This is a genomic window from Curtobacterium sp. TC1 (assembly GCF_019844075.1).
In the GTDB taxonomy this organism is placed as follows: domain Bacteria; phylum Actinomycetota; class Actinomycetes; order Actinomycetales; family Microbacteriaceae; genus Curtobacterium.
Genome location: NZ_CP081964.1, coordinates 2908607 through 2924533 on the forward strand (window position 1 = coordinate 2908607; position 15927 = coordinate 2924533).

A 15927-nucleotide genomic window follows, 5' to 3' on the forward strand; every position below is an offset into this window, starting at 1 on the left:
CCATGACCGACCAGGCGCGCATCCTCGTCCTCAACGGACCGAACCTCGACATCCTCGGTCGGCGCGACCCGGAGCAGTACGGCACCGTGACGCTCGCCGAGCTCGAGGCGATCGTGCACACCGAAGCGGCCGTGCACGAGCTGGACGCCGACTTCCGCCAGACGAACCGCGAGGGCGAGCTCGTCGAGTGGCTGCACGAAGCGCTCGACGACTTCGCCGCCGTGGTGATCAACCCCGCGGCCTACGCCCACACCTCGGTCGCGCTGCACGACGCGGTCGAGGCGCTCTCCGTCCCGGTCGTCGAGGTGCACCTGTCGAACACGTGGAAGCGTGAGCCCTTCCGCCACGTCGACCACGTCGCCACTGCCGCGACCGCGGTCATCGCCGGCGCGGGTGCGGACGGGTACCGCCTGGCGGTCGCGCACGTCGCGTCCCTGATCGCCTGACCCGTCGCGCGTACGGCACGGCACGGCACGGCACGAGCGGTTCTCGACCCGCCGAGGTTCCGAGATCTCGGAACCTCGGCGCCGCTGCCGTCCCGGAGTGGAACCTCGGCGTCACGCGGACGGCAAGTCGTGGAACCTGGCGGTCGTGCACGTCGCGTCCCTCACGACGGAGACCGTGCGGTGACCGTCCCCACTCCGTAGGCGTTCCTTCCCACGACATCTGCGATGCAAGGTCGAGTCGGGCGTGCCTGATGAGAAGCCCCGACCAGGTACGCCCGGAAACGCCAAGTACGCCCTGAAACGCCAGGTACGCCTGGAAACGCCAGGTACGCCAGGCACGCCCGGGTGCGCCAGGCCCGAGCGCCCCGGCTCAGAAGTCGGCGGGGCGCCGCACGTCGGTCAGGCCCGCCGTGGCGAAGCCGCCGCGGATGATCGGGATCGCCCGGCGCACGGCCTGGTCGATGCGGAGCTCGAGGTCGACGTTGCCGATGTCGTAGCCGCCCTCGCGCTTCGTGAAGTCGCGCTCGTTGCCGAACACCCCGATCGGCAGCGTCGTGGACTGGAAGAAGCCGAACAGCGGCCGCATCTGGTGCTCGACGAGCAGGGCGTGGCGGTCACTGCCACCCGTGGCGGTCAGCAGGACCGGGGTGTCGACGAGGTCGTACTGCCCGATCCAGTCGAAGAACAGCTTGAACGCGCCCGAGTAGGCGGCGCGGAACGCCGGACTGCCGACGACGAGCACGTCCGCGGCCTCGACGATCTCGAGTGCCGCCCGGGTGCGGTCGGACATCGCCTCGCGCGACGACGCGGCACCGAGGTCGGCCAGCAGCGGGCCGATCTCGACGGTCTCGGTGCGGGCACCCTCGATCTCCTGCCCGAGCCGGGCCACCGTGGCGGCGACCAGGGTGGACGTCCGCGAGGGGTCCGATGGGCTACCGCTGACACCGACGACCAGTTCTCCACTCATGCGGTCGATGCTCACACGCCTGCCACCGGGGCGGTCGGCGTGTGACGACATGTGTCGGGTGCCAGAGCCCGCGGGTACCGTCCGCGGCATGCAGACGTTCTTGCCGTACGCCGACTTCCGGGCCTCTGCCGAGGTCCTCGACGACCGACGTCTCGGCAAGCAGCGCGTCGAGACCCTGCAGGTGATGCGGGCCCTCACGCTGCCGGGGTACGGCTGGCAGCACCACCCGGTCACCGCGATGTGGCGCGGGTACCGTCCGGCACTGATGGCGTACCAGGAAGCGACGTGCCGCGTCTGGCTCGAGCGCGGGCACGTGGACACGTGTCTGGAGAAGACGTTGCTGGACCTCGGGCGGGTGCCGGAGGACCTGGCGGCGTACGAGCGTGGCGAGGTGCCGATCCCGCCGTGGAACGACGACGAGGCCCTGCACGAGTCGCACCGCTCGAAGCTGGTGCAGAAGGCACCGGAGCACTACCGCGAGCTGTTCCCGGACGCACCCGACGACCTGGACTACGTCTGGCCGGGCACACCGGACGGCCCGGGCACACCGGACGGCCCGAGCACGCCGGACGGCCCAGGCACACCGGACGGCCCGAGCACACCGGCCAGCGCGGCGGCCGTCAGGCCACCGGGATCCACCGCGCACCGTCGCGGCGCGTGACGACGTCGGACCGGATCTCGACGAGGTCGCGGAGGCCGTGCACGGTCGCGTCACGCACGACCGCGGCCGTGGCGTCGTCGTCGGACTCGAACCGGACGACCGCGCACGGCACACCGCGCAGCAGGCGGACGTCCTGGGCCTCGACCACGGCGTGCTCGGCGACCAGCCGGGCCGCTGCGGGCAGGACGGCGTCGGGGGTGGTGCCGACGGCGAGCGCGCCGATCGCCAGGGTCACGCGGTACGAGGGCATGCCCCGACGGTATCGGGAGTGGGAGACACCGGGAGCCCGCCGTGGGCTGCAGGGGAACTGACGTCGTCACAGGGGGTCGACGTCGGCCCACGGCGGGTCGCGGTGTGTGGCGGGACGCGACGACAGGGGGAACGTCGCGCCCCGCTCCGGATGTCGATCAGGGGTATCGACATCCGGTCTGGAGCACCGTCCGGGTCACTGGAGGAGCCGGGCGGTGTCGGACCTCAAGGGTGTTCGGTGTCCTCTCGGTACCGGTCCGTCTCGATCGGTGCGGGCATCGATCGAGCGGCAGCGGGTCGGATCATGGGGAGCAGGGCACTCCCGACCGTCGCGAGGGCTCCGACGGCGGCGATCAGCCCGAGGGGGGCGGTGCCGAGGTCGTGCTGCGCGGCCAGGGCGAGCGCGACGAGGGTCGCCGGCGCGGGCAGGAGCTGCACCGCTCGGAAGCGGTCGTCCTGTCGTGTCCGGGTCATCGTCACGTTTGCCATGGGGACACTCTGGCGCAGATTCCGTGTCCGCAGAAGGGGGGACACGACCCCACTCATGGAGTAGAACGTCTAGTACACCCCGGGGCGACCCCTCAGCCGAGTGCGCGGACCGTCGCCACGGCGTCCGCGACCGCGCCGACGACGACCGGCACGTCCTCGACGCCGAGGGAACCGTCGAAGGTGAGTCGCAGTGCGGTCCGAGCGACCTCGTCCGGGATCCCGAGCGCGGTGAGCACGTGCGACGCCTCCGTGCTGCCGGCGGCGCAGGCGCTGCCGGACGACGACACGACGTCGCGCTGCTCCAGTTCGAGCAGCACCGTCTCGCCGTTGACCCCGGGGAAGCAGAACGACGCGTGCCCGGGCAGCCGGTGCTCACGCGAGCCGGTCACGAACGCCCCGGGGACGGCGGCGAGCACCCCGTCGAGCACGGCGTCACGGACGGTCGTCGCGGCGGCGGAGGCAGCAGCAGCAGCAGAGGCAGCAGCACCACCGGCGGCAGCAGCTCCGCCGGCGGCCACAAACCCGAGCGCCGTCGCGACCGCCACCGCCCCGGCGACGTCCTCGGTGCCGGAACGTCGGCCCCGCTCCTGTCCGCCGCCGTGCAACAGGGGTTCGACCGGGACCCCCGAGCGGACCAGGAGCACCCCGGTCCCCTTCGGAGCCCCGAGCTTGTGCCCGGACAGTGACAGCGCGTCGACCCCGAGCACGTCGAGCCCGACCGGCAGCCACGGAGCGGACTGCACGGCGTCGGTGTGGAACCGGGCGCCGACCGTGTGGGCGACCGCGGCGAGCGCGGAGACGTCCTGCACGGTGCCGACCTCGTTGTCGGCGTGCGCGATCGACACGAGCGTCGTGTCCGGCCGGAGCGCCGCCCGCAGCACCGACGGGTCGACGAGGCCGTCCGGCGCGACCGGGAGGACCGTGACCTCGAAGTCGTGGAACCGCGCCAGGTACGCGCAGCTCTCGAGCACGGCCTCGTGCTCGATCGCACTCGTGACGACGTGGCGTCCGCGCGGGGCGGCGAGAGCGATCCCCTTGATCGCGGTGTTCGCGCCCTCCGTCCCGCCCGTGGTGAAGACGACCTCGGCCGGCCGGCAGCCGAGCACGCCCGCGACGGTCGCCCGTGCGGCCGCGAGCCCGCGCGCGGCGTCGTCCCCGACGCCGTGTGTCGACGACGGGTTGCCGAACACCCCGGTCAGGTACGGCCACATCGCCTCGAGGACCTCGCGGCGGACGGGGGTGGTGGCCGCCCGGTCCAGGTAGAACACGATCAGTTCCCGGCTGTCACCGCGATGTCGAGCCCGAGGTCGAGTGCTCGGGCCGAGTGCGTGAGCGCCCCGACCGAGATGACGTCGACCCCGGTCGCCGCGATGGCCGCGACGGTGTCGAGGGACACCCCGCCCGAGGCCTCGACGAGGGCACGACCCGCGACGATGCCGACACCCGTCTCGAGCTCGTCCGGCGTGAAGTTGTCGAGCATGATCGTGTCGACCCCCGCCGCGACGACGGGCTCGATCTGGTCGATGCGGTCCACCTCGACCTCGACGTGCACGGTGTGCCCGAGGCGCTGCCGCGCTGCGGCGATCGCGTCGCCGATGCCGATCCCGCCGGCGAGCAGCACGGCCAGGTGGTTGTCCTTCGCGAGCACGGCGTCGGACAACGAGGTGCGGTGGTTGTGCCCGCCGCCGCAGCGCACGGCGTACCGCTCGAGCGCGCGGAGCCCCGGCGTGGTCTTCCGGGTGTCGACGATCCGCGCCGTGGTGCCCGCGACAGCGGCGACGTGCGCCGCCGTGACGGTGGCGATGCCGGACATGCGCTGCAAGAGGTTGAGCGCCACCCGCTCGGCACGGAGGACGGCACGGGCCGATCCCGTCACGGTGGCGAGGGTGTCACCCGCGGCGAACGCGGACCCCTCGGCGGCGTGCAGGGTCGCGCGGATCGACGGGTCGACCGCGTGCATGACCGCCACGAAGACCGTCCCACCGCTCAGCACGCCGGGTTCGCGCGCGGCGAGCGTCGCCGTCGCGGTCGCCTCGGCCGGGATGAGGGTCTCGCTGGTGACGTCGCCCCAGGGCGCGTCCTCCTCGAGCGCGGTCTCGATGACACGGCGCAGGGCGTGCGGCGGGATGGTGCCGGGGTCGATGGTCATGCGGGGACCTCCTGGGGGACGGCGGCGCGTTCGGCGACGGGTTCGGCGACCCAGGCGTACGAGGCCGGGGCTGCGGGATCGGTGTCGGTGTGGTCGGTACGGGCGTGGGCACCGCGGGACTCGTTGCGGGTCTCGGCGGCGAGCGCGACCAGCCGCGCCAGGTCGAGCAGGGCGCGGTCTTCGTGCTCGCGCACACCGCCGGTGGCGGTCGCGGTGAGCGCGTCGAGGTCGCGCCGGGCGCTCGCCAGTCCGGTCGCGTCACGCAGCAGACCGACGCGCTCCGTCATGACGGCCTGGACCGCCTCTCGGACGGCACCGACGTCGTCGAGGTGGGTCGCGCCTCCAGGCAGGGTCGGACGGGAGGCGCGGATCGCGTCGGCCGCTCGGGGCACGCTGGTCACGTGGAGACCGGCGTCCCCGCGCAGGCGGAGCAGGCCGGGTCGCGGTGCGGCGACCGCGTCCGCTGCGCGGACCGCGAAGACGAGTCCCTCGAGCAGGGAGTTCGAGGCCAGTCGGTTCGCGCCGTGGACCCCGGTGCAGGCGGCCTCGCCGATCGCCAGGAGCCCCGGGAGGCTCGTACGCCCCTCGGCGTCGGTGGCGATGCCGCCCATCGAGTAGTGGGCCGCCGGGGACACCGGGACGCCCTGTCGGGTCCAGTCGAAGCCGGCCGCGCGGGTGGCCCGGGTCAGTCCGGGGAAGCGTCCGGTCAGGAAGTCCGCGCCGAGTCCGGTGGCGTCGAGGAGCACGGGCGCGCCGCCCTGGTCGCGGACGGCGGCGGCGATGCCGCGGGCGACGACGTCCCGCGGGGCGAGCTCGGCGTCGGGGTGCACCGCCGTCATGAAACGGCGTCCGCGCGCGTCGCGGAGGACGGCCCCCTCGCCGCGGACGGCCTCGGAGACGAGCCCGCCGTCCGGCACCGCGAGCCGGGTCGGGTGGAACTGGACGAACTCCAGGTCCGCGACGACCGCCCCGGCACGCCACGCTGCGGCCACGCCGTCCCCCGTCGCGACCAGCGGGTTGGTCGTCTCGCGGTACAGGTGTCCCGCTCCCCCGGAGGCGATCACGACGGCGTCGGCGTCGATCCGTCGGGGTTCACCGAGCAGGTCGAGGACGTCGACCCCGACGACGGCGCCGTCCCGGACGACCAGGTCGGTGAGGCAGGTGCGCTCGAGGATCGTGACGTGTCGACGGTGCAGGGCGTCGATGAGGGTGCGCTCGATCGCCGCACCGGTCGCGTCACCGTCGGCGTGCACGACGCGCCAGCGGCCGTGCGCGGCCTCGCGCCCGCGGGCCAGGTCGTCGCCGTACCGGTCGAGGGACGACGGGTCGGTCGAGCGGTCGAACGGCACGCCGAGGGCGAGCAGGTCACGGACCCTGGCGGGGCCGTCGGTGCAGAGCACCTCGACGGCGCGGGCATCGGCGCTGCCGGCGGCCGCGACGTGGGTGTCGGCCTGGTGCAGTGCCGCAGAGTCGTCGGCGCCGAGTGCCACCGCGACGCCGCCCTGGGCGTACGCGGTGGCGCTGTCGGCGAGCGCGCCCTTCGTCACCAGCGTGACGTCGTGGACGGCGCTGGCACGGATCGCTGCGGTCAGCCCGGCGATGCCGGAGCCGACGATGACGACGTGCACGGTGGTCTCCCTCGGTCGTTCGGGTCGGGGCTCGGGGCTCGGGGCTCAGCCGCGGGGCTTGGCCGCGAGCATGCGCTCGAGCGCGACCTTCGCGTCGGCCTGGACGTCGGCGGGCACGACGATCTCGTTGAGGACCTCGCCGCGGACCAGTGCCTCGAGGACCCAGGCGAGGTAGCCCGGGTGGATCCGGTACATCGTCGAGCACGGGCAGACGACCGGGTCGAGGCAGAAGATCGTGTGCTGCGGGTACTCGGCGGCGAGCCGGTTGACCATGTTGATCTCGGTGCCGATCGCGAACGTGGTCGGCTCGGTGGCCGCGGCGACGGTCTTCCGGATCAGGTCCGTGCTGCCGGCGTGGTCGGCGGCGTCGACGACGGCCATCGGGCACTCCGGGTGCACGATGACCTGCACGCCGGGGTGCTCGCGTCGGGCCTGCTCGATCTGGTCCACGGTGAAGCGACGGTGCACCGAGCAGAAGCCGTGCCAGAGGATGACCTTCGCCGCTTCGAGGTCGCTCGCCTCGTTGCCGCCGAGGGGCTTCCTGGGGTTCCACATCGGCATCAGGTCGGTGCTGATCCCCATGGCCTTGGCGGTGTTGCGGCCGAGGTGCTGGTCCGGGAAGAAGAGCACGCGCTGGCCGCGCTCGAACGCCCACTCGAGCACCGTCGCGGCGTTCGAGCTGGTGCAGACGATGCCGCCGTTGCGCCCGCAGAAGGCCTTGAGGTCGGCGGCGGAGTTCATGTAGGTGACGGGGATGACGGGGACCCGGCCGTCGACGTCGGGTTCCGTGCCGTAGACCGCGGTGAGCTCGGCCCAGGCGGCCTCGACGCTGTCGATGTCGGCCATGTCCGCCATCGAGCAGCCCGCTGCCAGGTTCGGCAGGATGACGCGCTGGTCGTCGCGGGCGAGGATGTCGGCGGTCTCGGCCATGAAGTGCACGCCGCAGAACACGATGGCCTCGGCGTCGGGCTTCGTCAGCGCCGCGTTGGCGAGCTGGAACGAGTCGCCGAGGAAGTCCGCGTGCCGGACGACCTCGTCGCGCTGGTAGAAGTGTCCGAGGACGACGACCCGGTCGCCGAGCGTGGCCTTCGCCCGCTCGATGCGCTCGTGCAGCTCGTCGGTCGGCGCGGTCTTGTACTCGTCCGGCAGCACGCCCTGCCGCGGTGCGCTCGTCGGGATGACGTCGGTCATCGACGAGCCGGGGCCGTACCCGGGCCGGGAGTCGAAGTCCCACGTGGGCACGGCGAGGTCGGGCGTGCAGGTGCTGCCGGCGGCCTTGCCGTTCGAGATCAGTTCGATGGTCGTCGCGATGGACACGGTGGTTCCTGTCGGTTCTGCGGTGGTGTGCCCTGCTGCAGCGGGCCGTTGTCCGCGTAGGCCAGGTGTGGGTTCGAGCGGTACAGCCGGGCCGGACGGTGCCGGCCCCCGCTCGTGGTCTCGTCGGTCGGCAGGATCGCGTCGGTCTTCTCGACCTGCCGACGGAAGTTCGCGGGGTCGAGCGCGCGCCCGAGCACCGCCTCGTACACCCCGCGCAGCTCGGCGAGGGTGAACCGGTCCCCCAGGAAGGCCTGGGCGATGCGGGAGTACGACATCTTGGTGCGGAGCCGCCAGAGCGCGTACTCCACGATGCGGTCGTGGTCGAAGGCGAGCGGCGGGTGCTCGTCGGCGAGGAACCAGCGGACGTTCCAGTCGTCCGGCACCACGTTCGCCTCGTCCGGGTGCACGAGCGCCCAGTACACGATCGACACGACCCGGCTCGGGGAGCGTCCGACGTCGCCGAACGCGTAGAGCTGTTCGAGGTACCGCGGCTGGACGTTCGTCGTCTCGCGCAGGCGGGCGGCGGCGGAGTCCTCGAGGCCCTCGTCGACACCGACCCAGCCGCCGGGCAGCGCCCACGACCCCTCGAACGGCTCGGCGATCCGGCGCACCAGCGGCATCCACAGCGCCGGCGCCCCGGTGTCGGGGTGCGGGCGCAGCGCGACGATCACGGTCGAGACCGCGACGCGGATGCCTGCTTCGTCCATGGAGGACCTTCGTGTCATGTTGACCCGAAGTGTTCGGGTTGCGATGACACTATCACTGCAGCGCGCCGCGCCGCGCCCCTTGAGGGCCGCCGGTCGTCACGAACCGGAAACAGATCGTCACGCGGCCGAAAACTCCGGGACGCCCTGCCTGGATACGGTGAGGCTCATGACGACGGTGACGAGGATGCATGCCGTGGTGTCGGGGACCGTCCAGGGGGTCGGCTTCCGGTACTGGACCGCACGGAAGGCCGACGGGCTCGACCTCGTCGGGTACGCCAGGAACCTCTGGGACGGCACCGTCGAGGTCGAGGCGGAGGGACCGTCGGTCGCCGTGGAGACCCTGATGGAGTGCCTGCGGAGCGGACCGCCGTCGGCCACCGTGACCGACGTCGAGCTCCGGCCGGTCGTGCCGCACGGCGACGCCGAAGGGTTCGCGATCCTGCACTGACCCGGTCGCGCCGACCGTCCACCTGCGGATGTCGGCGCGAAGCGGAATAATCGAATCCACTCAGGCGGTTGCCCTGTCTGCGCGTTCCGCGCCACCTCGTTCCACCAGTCGTGATCCACCAGGAGCTCCCGCATGACCCAGGCCGTCGATTCCGCCCCCCGCACGGGAAGCGTCTCGCAACCGACCGCTGCCGAGACCCGACTCGTGATCGGGCTGCTGCTCGTCTCCGCGTTCGTCGTCATCCTCAACGAGACGATCATGGGTGTGGCCCTGCCGCGGCTGATGGACGACCTCGGCATCAGTGCGGCGACGGGGCAGTGGCTGACCACCGGCTTCCTGCTCACGATGGCGGTCGTCATCCCGATCACCGGGTTCCTGCTGCAGCGGTTCAACACCCGGCCGGTGTTCGTCTGGGCGATGGGCCTGTTCTCGGCCGGCACTCTGATCGCCCTGCTCGCGCCCGGGTTCACGCTGCTGCTCGTCGGCCGCATCGTCCAGGCGAGCGGCACCGCGATCATGATGCCGCTCCTGATGACGACCGTGCTCACCCTCGTCGACCCGGCCCACCGCGGCCGCATCATGGGCAACATCTCGATCGTCATCTCGGTCGCGCCGGCCATCGGCCCGACGATCTCCGGGCTCATCCTCAACGCGTTCGACTGGCGCTGGCTGTTCGGCTTCGTCCTGCCGATCGCGATCGCCGCGCTCGTCCTCGGCATGGTGAAGGTCCGCAACGTCTCGACGCCCCGCAGGGCACCGCTCGACGTGTTCTCGGTGATCCTGTCCGCGTTCGCGTTCGGTGGGATCGTCTACGGCCTGTCCAGCATCGGCGAAGCCGGTACCACCGGCCTGTTCGTCCCGGTCACCGCGCTCGTCGTCGGCGCCGTCGCCCTGGCGCTGTTCATCGTCCGGCAGACCCGCCTGCAGCGCACCGACAGCGCCCTCCTCGACCTGCGCACCTTCCAGACCCGCGGCTTCACCGTCCCGATCGTCGCGATGGCGCTGAGCTTCATGGCGATGTTCGGCACGCTCATCCTGCTGCCGATCTACCTGGAGCGCGTCCTCGGGCTCGAGGTCCTGAACGTCGGACTGCTGCTGCTCCCCGGCGGGCTGCTCATGGGGCTCCTCTCCCCCGTCGTCGGGCGCATCTACGACCGTCGCGGCCCGCGCGTGCTGCTCATCCCCGGCTCGATCATCGTCAGCGCGGTGCTCTGGGCGCTCTCGACGGTCGGCGTGGACACCAGCGTGTGGTTCGTCCTCGGGGCGCACGCCGTGCTGAGCATCGGCCTGGCACTCACCTTCACCCCGCTGTTCACGGCGGCACTCGGTGGGCTCCCCCCGAAGCTCTACTCGCACGGCAGCGCCGTCCTCGGCACGGCGCAGCAGCTCGCCGGAGCCGCCGGCACCGCCCTGTTCGTCACCCTGCTCACGATCGGCGCCGCCACCGCAGCGACCGGTGCAGGTGCGGACGCCGTGGCCGCTGCGACCGCCTCGGGCGTGAAGACCGCGTTCCTGGTCGGCGCGGTGATCTCGTTGTTCGGCATCCTGGCGTCGGTCTTCGTCACCCGCCCGGCGGTGCCCGAGGGCGCGCCGACACCCCCGCCCGTGCACTGACCGCGGTGCCGCCCACGGGTCCTCGTGGCATCGTGGGCGGCATGCGGTCGACGGCGAGCGAACTGAACTGGTCCGGCACGGTCACCTACACGGCCGAGCGGGTCGTGCGTCCGGCCTCGATCGACGAGGCCGCCGAGGTCGTCGCCCGCTCCCCCCGGGTGCACGGACTCGGCACGCGGCACTCGTTCAACGACTCCGCCGACGCCCCGGGGGTCCTGCTCGACCTGACCGCCGTCCCGACCGACCTGGTCGTCGACCCCGACCGTCGGACCGCGACGCTCGGCGCCGGCACCCGCTACGGTGTCGTCGCCCCCGACCTCGACCGCGCCGGGTTCGCGCTGCACAACATGGGGTCGCTCCCGCACATCTCCGTCGGCGGCGCGGTCGCCACCGGCACCCACGGCTCCGGCACCACCCTCGGCTCGCTCACCACCGCGGTCCGGTCCCTCGACCTGCTCGGACCCGACGGTTCGCTGCGGACCGTCGACCGCTCGGACCCGGCGTTCCCCGGCACCGTCCTGCACCTCGGGTTGTTCGGCATCGTGACCCGCGTCACGCTCGACCTCGAGCCCGCGTACCGGATGCGACAGGACTCGTACGGGCCGTTCCCGTGGAGCACGTTCACCGACCACGTCGCCGAGGTCCACGCCGCCGGGTACTCGGTGTGCGCCTACACGGTGTTCGGCGACGAGGTCAGCGAGGCACTCGTGAAGTCCCGGGTGCCCGCCGGTGCGGACGACGTCCCCGTGCCGGACGACCTGTTCGGCGCACCCCGGCTGCCCGGCTCCCCCGGCGACGGCCACCACACGGCGCGTGACGGCTCGGTGGGACCGTGGTGGGACCGTCTGCCGCACTTCCCGATCGAGTCCGTACCGAGCCACGGGTCCGAGGTGCAGAGCGAGCACTTCGTCCCGCTCCGGCACGCGGCGGCGGCACTCGACGCGCTGCGAGGACTCGCCGACCGCATCCAACCGCACCTGCACGTGTGCGAGCTCCGGACGATGGCCGCCGACGAGCTCTGGTTGAGCCCGACCCAGGGCGAGGACGTGCTCTGCATCGCGTTCACCTGGCAGAAGCACCCGGCGGCGGTCGCCGCGCTGCTGCCCGACCTCGAGGCGCGGCTGGCGCCGTTCGACGGGCGACCGCACTGGGGGAAGATGAGCTCGCTCGACGGCGACGCGATCGCGGAGCTGTATCCACGGGTGGCGGACGTCCGCGACCTGATCGCACGAGCCGACCCGGACCGGACGTTCGCATCCGCGTTCGGCGAGCGGGTCCTGCGGGCCTGACCCGGGCCTCCCGTCCGACGCCCCTGCGCGCGGCCGACCGGCCGACCGGCCGACCGGGAGGCACGGTGCCGGCCCGCCACGGCCCTCACCGCAGGCGGGTGACCACCTTCGCGTCCCCGTCCCAGTGGCGGAGACCGCCCACGGTGAGCACCTCGGGCAGGGGTTCGTCCGCGGCCAGGACGCGGAGTGCCGCGGGCAGGTCGACGTCGCGGATGCGCCGAGCGAGGGTGACGTGCGGCGCCCAGTGGCCGGGTCGCGACGAGCCGAGCGATCCCGGAGCGGCGGCGTCGAGCGCGCGGTGGAAGCGGGCGAGTGGCTCGTCGACGACCACACCGAGGCCGAGCACGTGTCGACCGGGGCCGGCAGGGAAGAGCAGGACGCCGGCGACTCGCACGGTCTCGGGCACCGCGACGTCGAGGTCCGGCGGGACGGGGAGGGCCTCGCCGGCCACGAGCGTGACGTGCGGGTCGTTCGTGCCCGAGTGGCCGAGGCTCGGCAGCTCCGCGGCGACGAGGGTCTGCCAGAGCGCCCGGACCACTGCGTCCGAGGGGCCGTCGAGGACGAGTTCGATGCTGCGCACGTACCGAGTGAACCAAGGGACCCCGTGACGGCGATGTAACACGGCGGAACGGAACTCGCACCGTGGACTCGCTCCCGTCACACTCGACTCCACGCCGCGGACCACCGCGGCTCCCCCGCACAGCACGGCCCACGAGGAGCACCAGCATGTCCGCAGCCCCTGCACTGCCCGAGAAGCCGAAGGGCAAGCGCCCGATCGGCTGGATCATCGCCGCCGTCATCGTCGTCGTGGCGATCGTCGTCGCCGTCATCGTCGGAGTCGTGCGCTCCGGTGGCGACAGCGGTGGCGCTGCCGCCGGTGACGCTGCGCCGAAGACCGTCACCATCGGCGTCTCGGACAAGTCGCTGCCCTACTGGAACACGTACGTGCAGGCCGCCAAGGAGCAGCTCAACGTCACCGTGAAGCTCCAGAACTTCTCGGACTACTCGCTGCCGAACCCTGCGCTCAAGGACAAGCAGATCGACATCAACCAGTTCCAGCACATCCAGTACCTGGCGAACTACAACGTCACCTCGGACGACGACCTGCAGCCGATCGGCGCGACGGCCGTCTACCCGCTGCCGCTGTACTCGACGAAGGTCTCCGACGTCGCCGACTTCGAGGACGGCGCGAAGGTCGCGATCCCGAACGACGCCATCAACGAGGCGCGTGCACTCCTGGTCCTGCAGGCCGCTGACCTGCTCGAGCTCAAGGACGGCGGCAACGCCTTCTCGACGACGGCCGACATCACCTCGCACAAGGTCGACGTGCAGACGCTCGACGCCTCGCAGACCGCCAACGCCCTGCAGCAGGGTTCCGTCGAGGGTGCGATCGTCAACGTGAACTACGCCACCTCGGCCGGGCTCGACACCAAGGACGCGATCTTCCAGGACGACCCCAAGAGCGCCTCGGCCGCCCCGTACGTGAACGTCTTCGCCGTCCGCGACGCCGACAAGGACAACAAGACGTACCTCGACCTGGCGGAGCTGTTCCAGGACGACGCCGTGCAGAAGGTCTTCGCGAAGGACTACCCGGACGCCGTCCCGAGCGACGAGAGCGCTGCCTCGCTGCAGAAGGAGCTCGCGACGGTCGAGTCGGACGCGAAGGCGGCAGCGGAGTAGTGCCGGTCCTCGTCGAACTCCGCGGCGTCTCGAAGCACTACCGCCGCGCCGACACCGGCGAGACCGTGGTGGCCGTCGAGGACGTCTCCCTGGACGTGCACCAGGGAGAGGTCCTCGGCGTCATCGGGTACTCCGGTGCCGGCAAGTCCACCCTGGTCCGTCTGGTGAACGCACTCGAGCTCCCCAGCTCCGGGACCGTCACCGTGGCCGGCAGGGAACTGACGGCGATCCCCGAGCGGGACCGCCGTCTGGCGCGTCGCAACATCGGGATGATCTTCCAGCAGTTCAACCTGTTCCGGTCCCGCACCATCGCCGGCAACGTCGCGTACCCGCTCAAGGTCGCCGGTGTGCCGAAGGACGAACGGGACCGTCGCGTGGCCGAGCTGCTCGACTTCGTCGGGCTCCTCGAACGCGCCCACGCCTACCCGGAGCAGCTGTCCGGTGGGCAGAAGCAGCGCGTCGGCATCGCCCGGGCCCTCGCGGCGTCGCCCGACCTGCTGCTCGCCGACGAGGCCACCAGCGCTCTGGACCCGGAGACCACCTCCGAGGTGCTCGGGCTGCTCCGCCGCGTGAACAAGGAACTCGGCGTCACCATCATCGTCATCACGCACGAGATGGACGCCGTCCGCCAGATCGCCGACCGCGTCGCCGTGATGGAGCAGGGACGCGTCGTCGAGGTCGGGGACGTCTACGACGTGTTCTCCACGCCGAAGACGGGTGCAGCGCAGCGGTTCGTCCGCACCGCGCTGCACGACCGCCCGTCTCCGGACACGCTCGCTCGCCTGCGCGAACGGCACCCCGGGCGCCTGGTGACCGTGCAGATCACCGACGAGGCCGGGCTGCAGAACCGGATCGACGCGGTGTTCCGGTCCGCCGGGGTCACCGCCGAGCTCGTCTACGGCGGGGTCGGCGAGATCCGCGAGCGGCGGATCGGGTCGCTCACCTACGAGCTGACCGCGGGCGGGGTCGCCGCCGACGGTGCTGGTGCACCGGACGCCGTCGACCGCGCCGTCGCCGCGCTGCGCGCCGACGGGGTCACGACCGACGAGGAGGCCGCCGCGTGAACAACTCGTTCCAGAGCGTGATCGACACGTTCGACGTCTTCCTGGCCGCCATGCGCGACACCATCGTGATGTCGCTCGTGTCGCTCGTCATCGCCGGGATCATCGGGCTCGCCCTCGGACTGCTGCTCTACGCGACCCGACCGGGCAACCTGCTCGGCAACCGCACCGCGTACACGATCATCAACGTCGTCGTGAACCTGGTCCGGCCGATCCCGTTCGTGATCTTCCTCGCCGCCATCGCCCCGCTGTCCCGCATCGTGGTGCAGACCACGATCGGCGTCCCCGCGGTGACGTTCGCGATCTCGCTGGCAGCGGCCTTCGCGGTGTCGCGCATCGTCGAGCAGAACCTGCTCGCGGTGGACCCCGGCGTCGTCGAGGCGGCGCGGGCGTCGGGCGCGCACCCGGTCTCGATCCTGCTGACCGTCCTCATCCCGGAGGGCCTCGGGCCGCTCATCCTCGGCTACACCTTCATCTACATCGGCATCGTCGACATGACGGCGCAGGGTGCGTTGATCGGTGGCGGAGGACTCGGCGAGTACGCGATCACCTACGGCTCGCAGCGGTACGACTGGTGGATCGTCTACGTGTCGGTGGCGGCGATCGTCGTCATCGTGCAGCTCGGCCAGTTCGTCGGCAACCGGTTGGCGCGCGCGACCCTGCGTCGCTGACGCGGGCGCGGGCGCGGGCGGCGTGTGCTGCGTGCTCGGCACGTGCCGTGGACGTGACTGCCTGGAGGCCCGGTGCCGGTTCCTGGAACCGGCACCGGGCCTCCAGTGCGGTGCCGTGTCGCGGGCGCGCCCCGCGTCGTCCGCCGAGCGGTCACGGGCTTCCACGACGCGCCGCTCACGTCCGCCGGGGTTCCACGACTCGCCGCACACGATCCGCCGAGGTTCCACGACTCGCCGCACACGATCCGCCGAGATTCCACGACTCGCCGCACACGATCCGCCGAGGTTCCACGACTCGCCGCACACGATCCGCCGAGGTTCCACGACGCGCCGCTCACGTCCGCCGAGGTTCCATGGACGCGCGCTTCAGCGACCGAGGTTCCGAAATCTCGGAAGCTCGGGATACGAGCTGGCGGGACGGAATGCGCCCTCGACGGGACCGGTCTGGGACGCCGCCGTCCCCGCCCGGCCCCGGTCGCCGAGGTTCCACGACTCGCCGCACGCGATCCGCCGAGGTTCCACGAACGCGCGCTGCGAGCGCCGAGATTCCG

At 72.1% G+C, this 15927-nt stretch carries 16 protein-coding genes and 1 tRNA gene; 8 read left to right on the forward strand and 9 right to left on the reverse strand.

All coding sequences use genetic code 11. The annotated features are described in order from the left end of the window. The first annotated feature begins 2 nt into the window (after window positions 1–2). Window positions 3–446, forward strand: coding sequence for a type II 3-dehydroquinate dehydratase (gene aroQ, locus KZI27_RS14795; protein WP_123313893.1), 444 nt, complete (start codon window positions 3–5; stop codon window positions 444–446). 370 nt (window positions 447–816) lie between these two features. Here the strand turns inward: aroQ and KZI27_RS14800 are convergent, their stop codons facing one another. After that, window positions 817–1413 (reverse strand): NAD(P)H-dependent oxidoreductase, encoded by a 597-nt coding sequence (locus tag KZI27_RS14800; protein ID WP_261783911.1) that lies wholly within the window; start codon window positions 1411–1413, stop codon window positions 817–819. A gap of 88 nt (window positions 1414–1501) precedes the next feature. Between KZI27_RS14800 and KZI27_RS14805 the strand changes: the two genes are divergently transcribed. Beyond that, the gene (locus KZI27_RS14805; protein ID WP_261783912.1) at window positions 1502–2074 is read left to right on the forward strand and encodes an MSMEG_6728 family protein; all 573 of its coding nucleotides are present in this window, start codon (window positions 1502–1504) and stop codon (window positions 2072–2074) included. A gap of 69 nt (window positions 2075–2143) precedes the next feature. On the opposite strand, the gene KZI27_RS14810 is transcribed toward KZI27_RS14805, so the two are convergent. From KZI27_RS14810 to KZI27_RS14840, 7 genes are all read right to left on the reverse strand, one after another. Continuing rightward, window positions 2144–2225: transfer RNA gene (locus KZI27_RS14810), tRNA-Ser, on the reverse strand. Between the two features lie 323 nt (window positions 2226–2548). Continuing rightward, window positions 2549–2812: a hypothetical protein gene (locus tag KZI27_RS14815; RefSeq protein ID WP_222658202.1), complete on the reverse strand. Its 264-nt coding sequence runs from the start codon at window positions 2810–2812 to the stop codon at window positions 2549–2551. A 92-nt stretch (window positions 2813–2904) separates the two neighbouring features. After that, window positions 2905–4080, reverse strand: coding sequence for a cysteine desulfurase family protein (locus KZI27_RS14820; RefSeq protein ID WP_222658203.1), 1176 nt, complete (start codon window positions 4078–4080; stop codon window positions 2905–2907). A 2-nt stretch (window positions 4081–4082) separates the two neighbouring features. Continuing rightward, a complete protein-coding gene (gene nadC, locus KZI27_RS14825) occupies window positions 4083–4961 on the reverse strand; it encodes a carboxylating nicotinate-nucleotide diphosphorylase (protein WP_222658204.1) in 879 nt (292 codons plus the stop codon). Next, window positions 4958–6589 (reverse strand): L-aspartate oxidase, encoded by a 1632-nt coding sequence (gene nadB / locus KZI27_RS14830; protein WP_222658205.1) that lies wholly within the window; start codon window positions 6587–6589, stop codon window positions 4958–4960. Before nadB ends, nadC begins: the two co-directional genes overlap by 4 nt. A 45-nt stretch (window positions 6590–6634) precedes the next feature. Further along, window positions 6635–7906 (reverse strand): quinolinate synthase NadA, encoded by a 1272-nt coding sequence (gene nadA, locus KZI27_RS14835; protein ID WP_222658206.1) that lies wholly within the window; start codon window positions 7904–7906, stop codon window positions 6635–6637. Beyond that, a complete protein-coding gene (locus KZI27_RS14840; protein ID WP_222658207.1) occupies window positions 7879–8613 on the reverse strand; it encodes an NUDIX hydrolase in 735 nt (244 codons plus the stop codon). Before KZI27_RS14840 ends, nadA begins: the two co-directional genes overlap by 28 nt. 166 nt (window positions 8614–8779) lie before the next feature. On the opposite strand from KZI27_RS14840, the gene KZI27_RS14845 reads away from it, so the two are divergent. From KZI27_RS14845 to KZI27_RS14855, 3 genes are all read left to right on the forward strand, one after another. Then, window positions 8780–9061, forward strand: coding sequence for an acylphosphatase (locus tag KZI27_RS14845; protein ID WP_261783913.1), 282 nt, complete (start codon window positions 8780–8782; stop codon window positions 9059–9061). A 132-nt stretch (window positions 9062–9193) separates the two neighbouring features. Then, window positions 9194–10675, forward strand: a complete 1482-nt coding sequence (locus tag KZI27_RS14850; protein ID WP_222658208.1) for an MDR family MFS transporter — start codon at window positions 9194–9196, stop codon at window positions 10673–10675. Window positions 10676–10716: 41 nt separating this feature from the next. Continuing rightward, a complete protein-coding gene (locus KZI27_RS14855) occupies window positions 10717–11964 on the forward strand; it encodes an FAD-binding protein (RefSeq protein WP_222658209.1) in 1248 nt (415 codons plus the stop codon). A gap of 85 nt (window positions 11965–12049) precedes the next feature. On the opposite strand, the gene KZI27_RS14860 is transcribed toward KZI27_RS14855, so the two are convergent. Then, a complete protein-coding gene (locus KZI27_RS14860; protein WP_222658210.1) occupies window positions 12050–12544 on the reverse strand; it encodes a 2'-5' RNA ligase family protein in 495 nt (164 codons plus the stop codon). Window positions 12545–12690: 146 nt separating this feature from the next. Here KZI27_RS14860 and KZI27_RS14865 point away from each other — a divergent pair, with 146 nt between their 5' ends. The 3 genes from KZI27_RS14865 to KZI27_RS14875 are packed head-to-tail and all read left to right on the forward strand — an operon-like array spanning window position 12691 to window position 15376. After that, window positions 12691–13644 (forward strand): MetQ/NlpA family ABC transporter substrate-binding protein, encoded by a 954-nt coding sequence (locus KZI27_RS14865; protein WP_222658211.1) that lies wholly within the window; start codon window positions 12691–12693, stop codon window positions 13642–13644. After that, on the forward strand, window positions 13644–14708 hold the full coding sequence (locus tag KZI27_RS14870) for a methionine ABC transporter ATP-binding protein (RefSeq protein ID WP_222658212.1): 1065 nt from the start codon (window positions 13644–13646) through the stop codon (window positions 14706–14708). Before KZI27_RS14865 ends, KZI27_RS14870 begins: the two co-directional genes overlap by 1 nt. Before the next feature lie 50 nt (window positions 14709–14758). Beyond that, window positions 14759–15376, forward strand: a complete 618-nt coding sequence (locus KZI27_RS14875) for a methionine ABC transporter permease (protein ID WP_222661405.1) — start codon at window positions 14759–14761, stop codon at window positions 15374–15376. The last annotated feature ends 551 nt before the right edge of the window (window positions 15377–15927 follow it).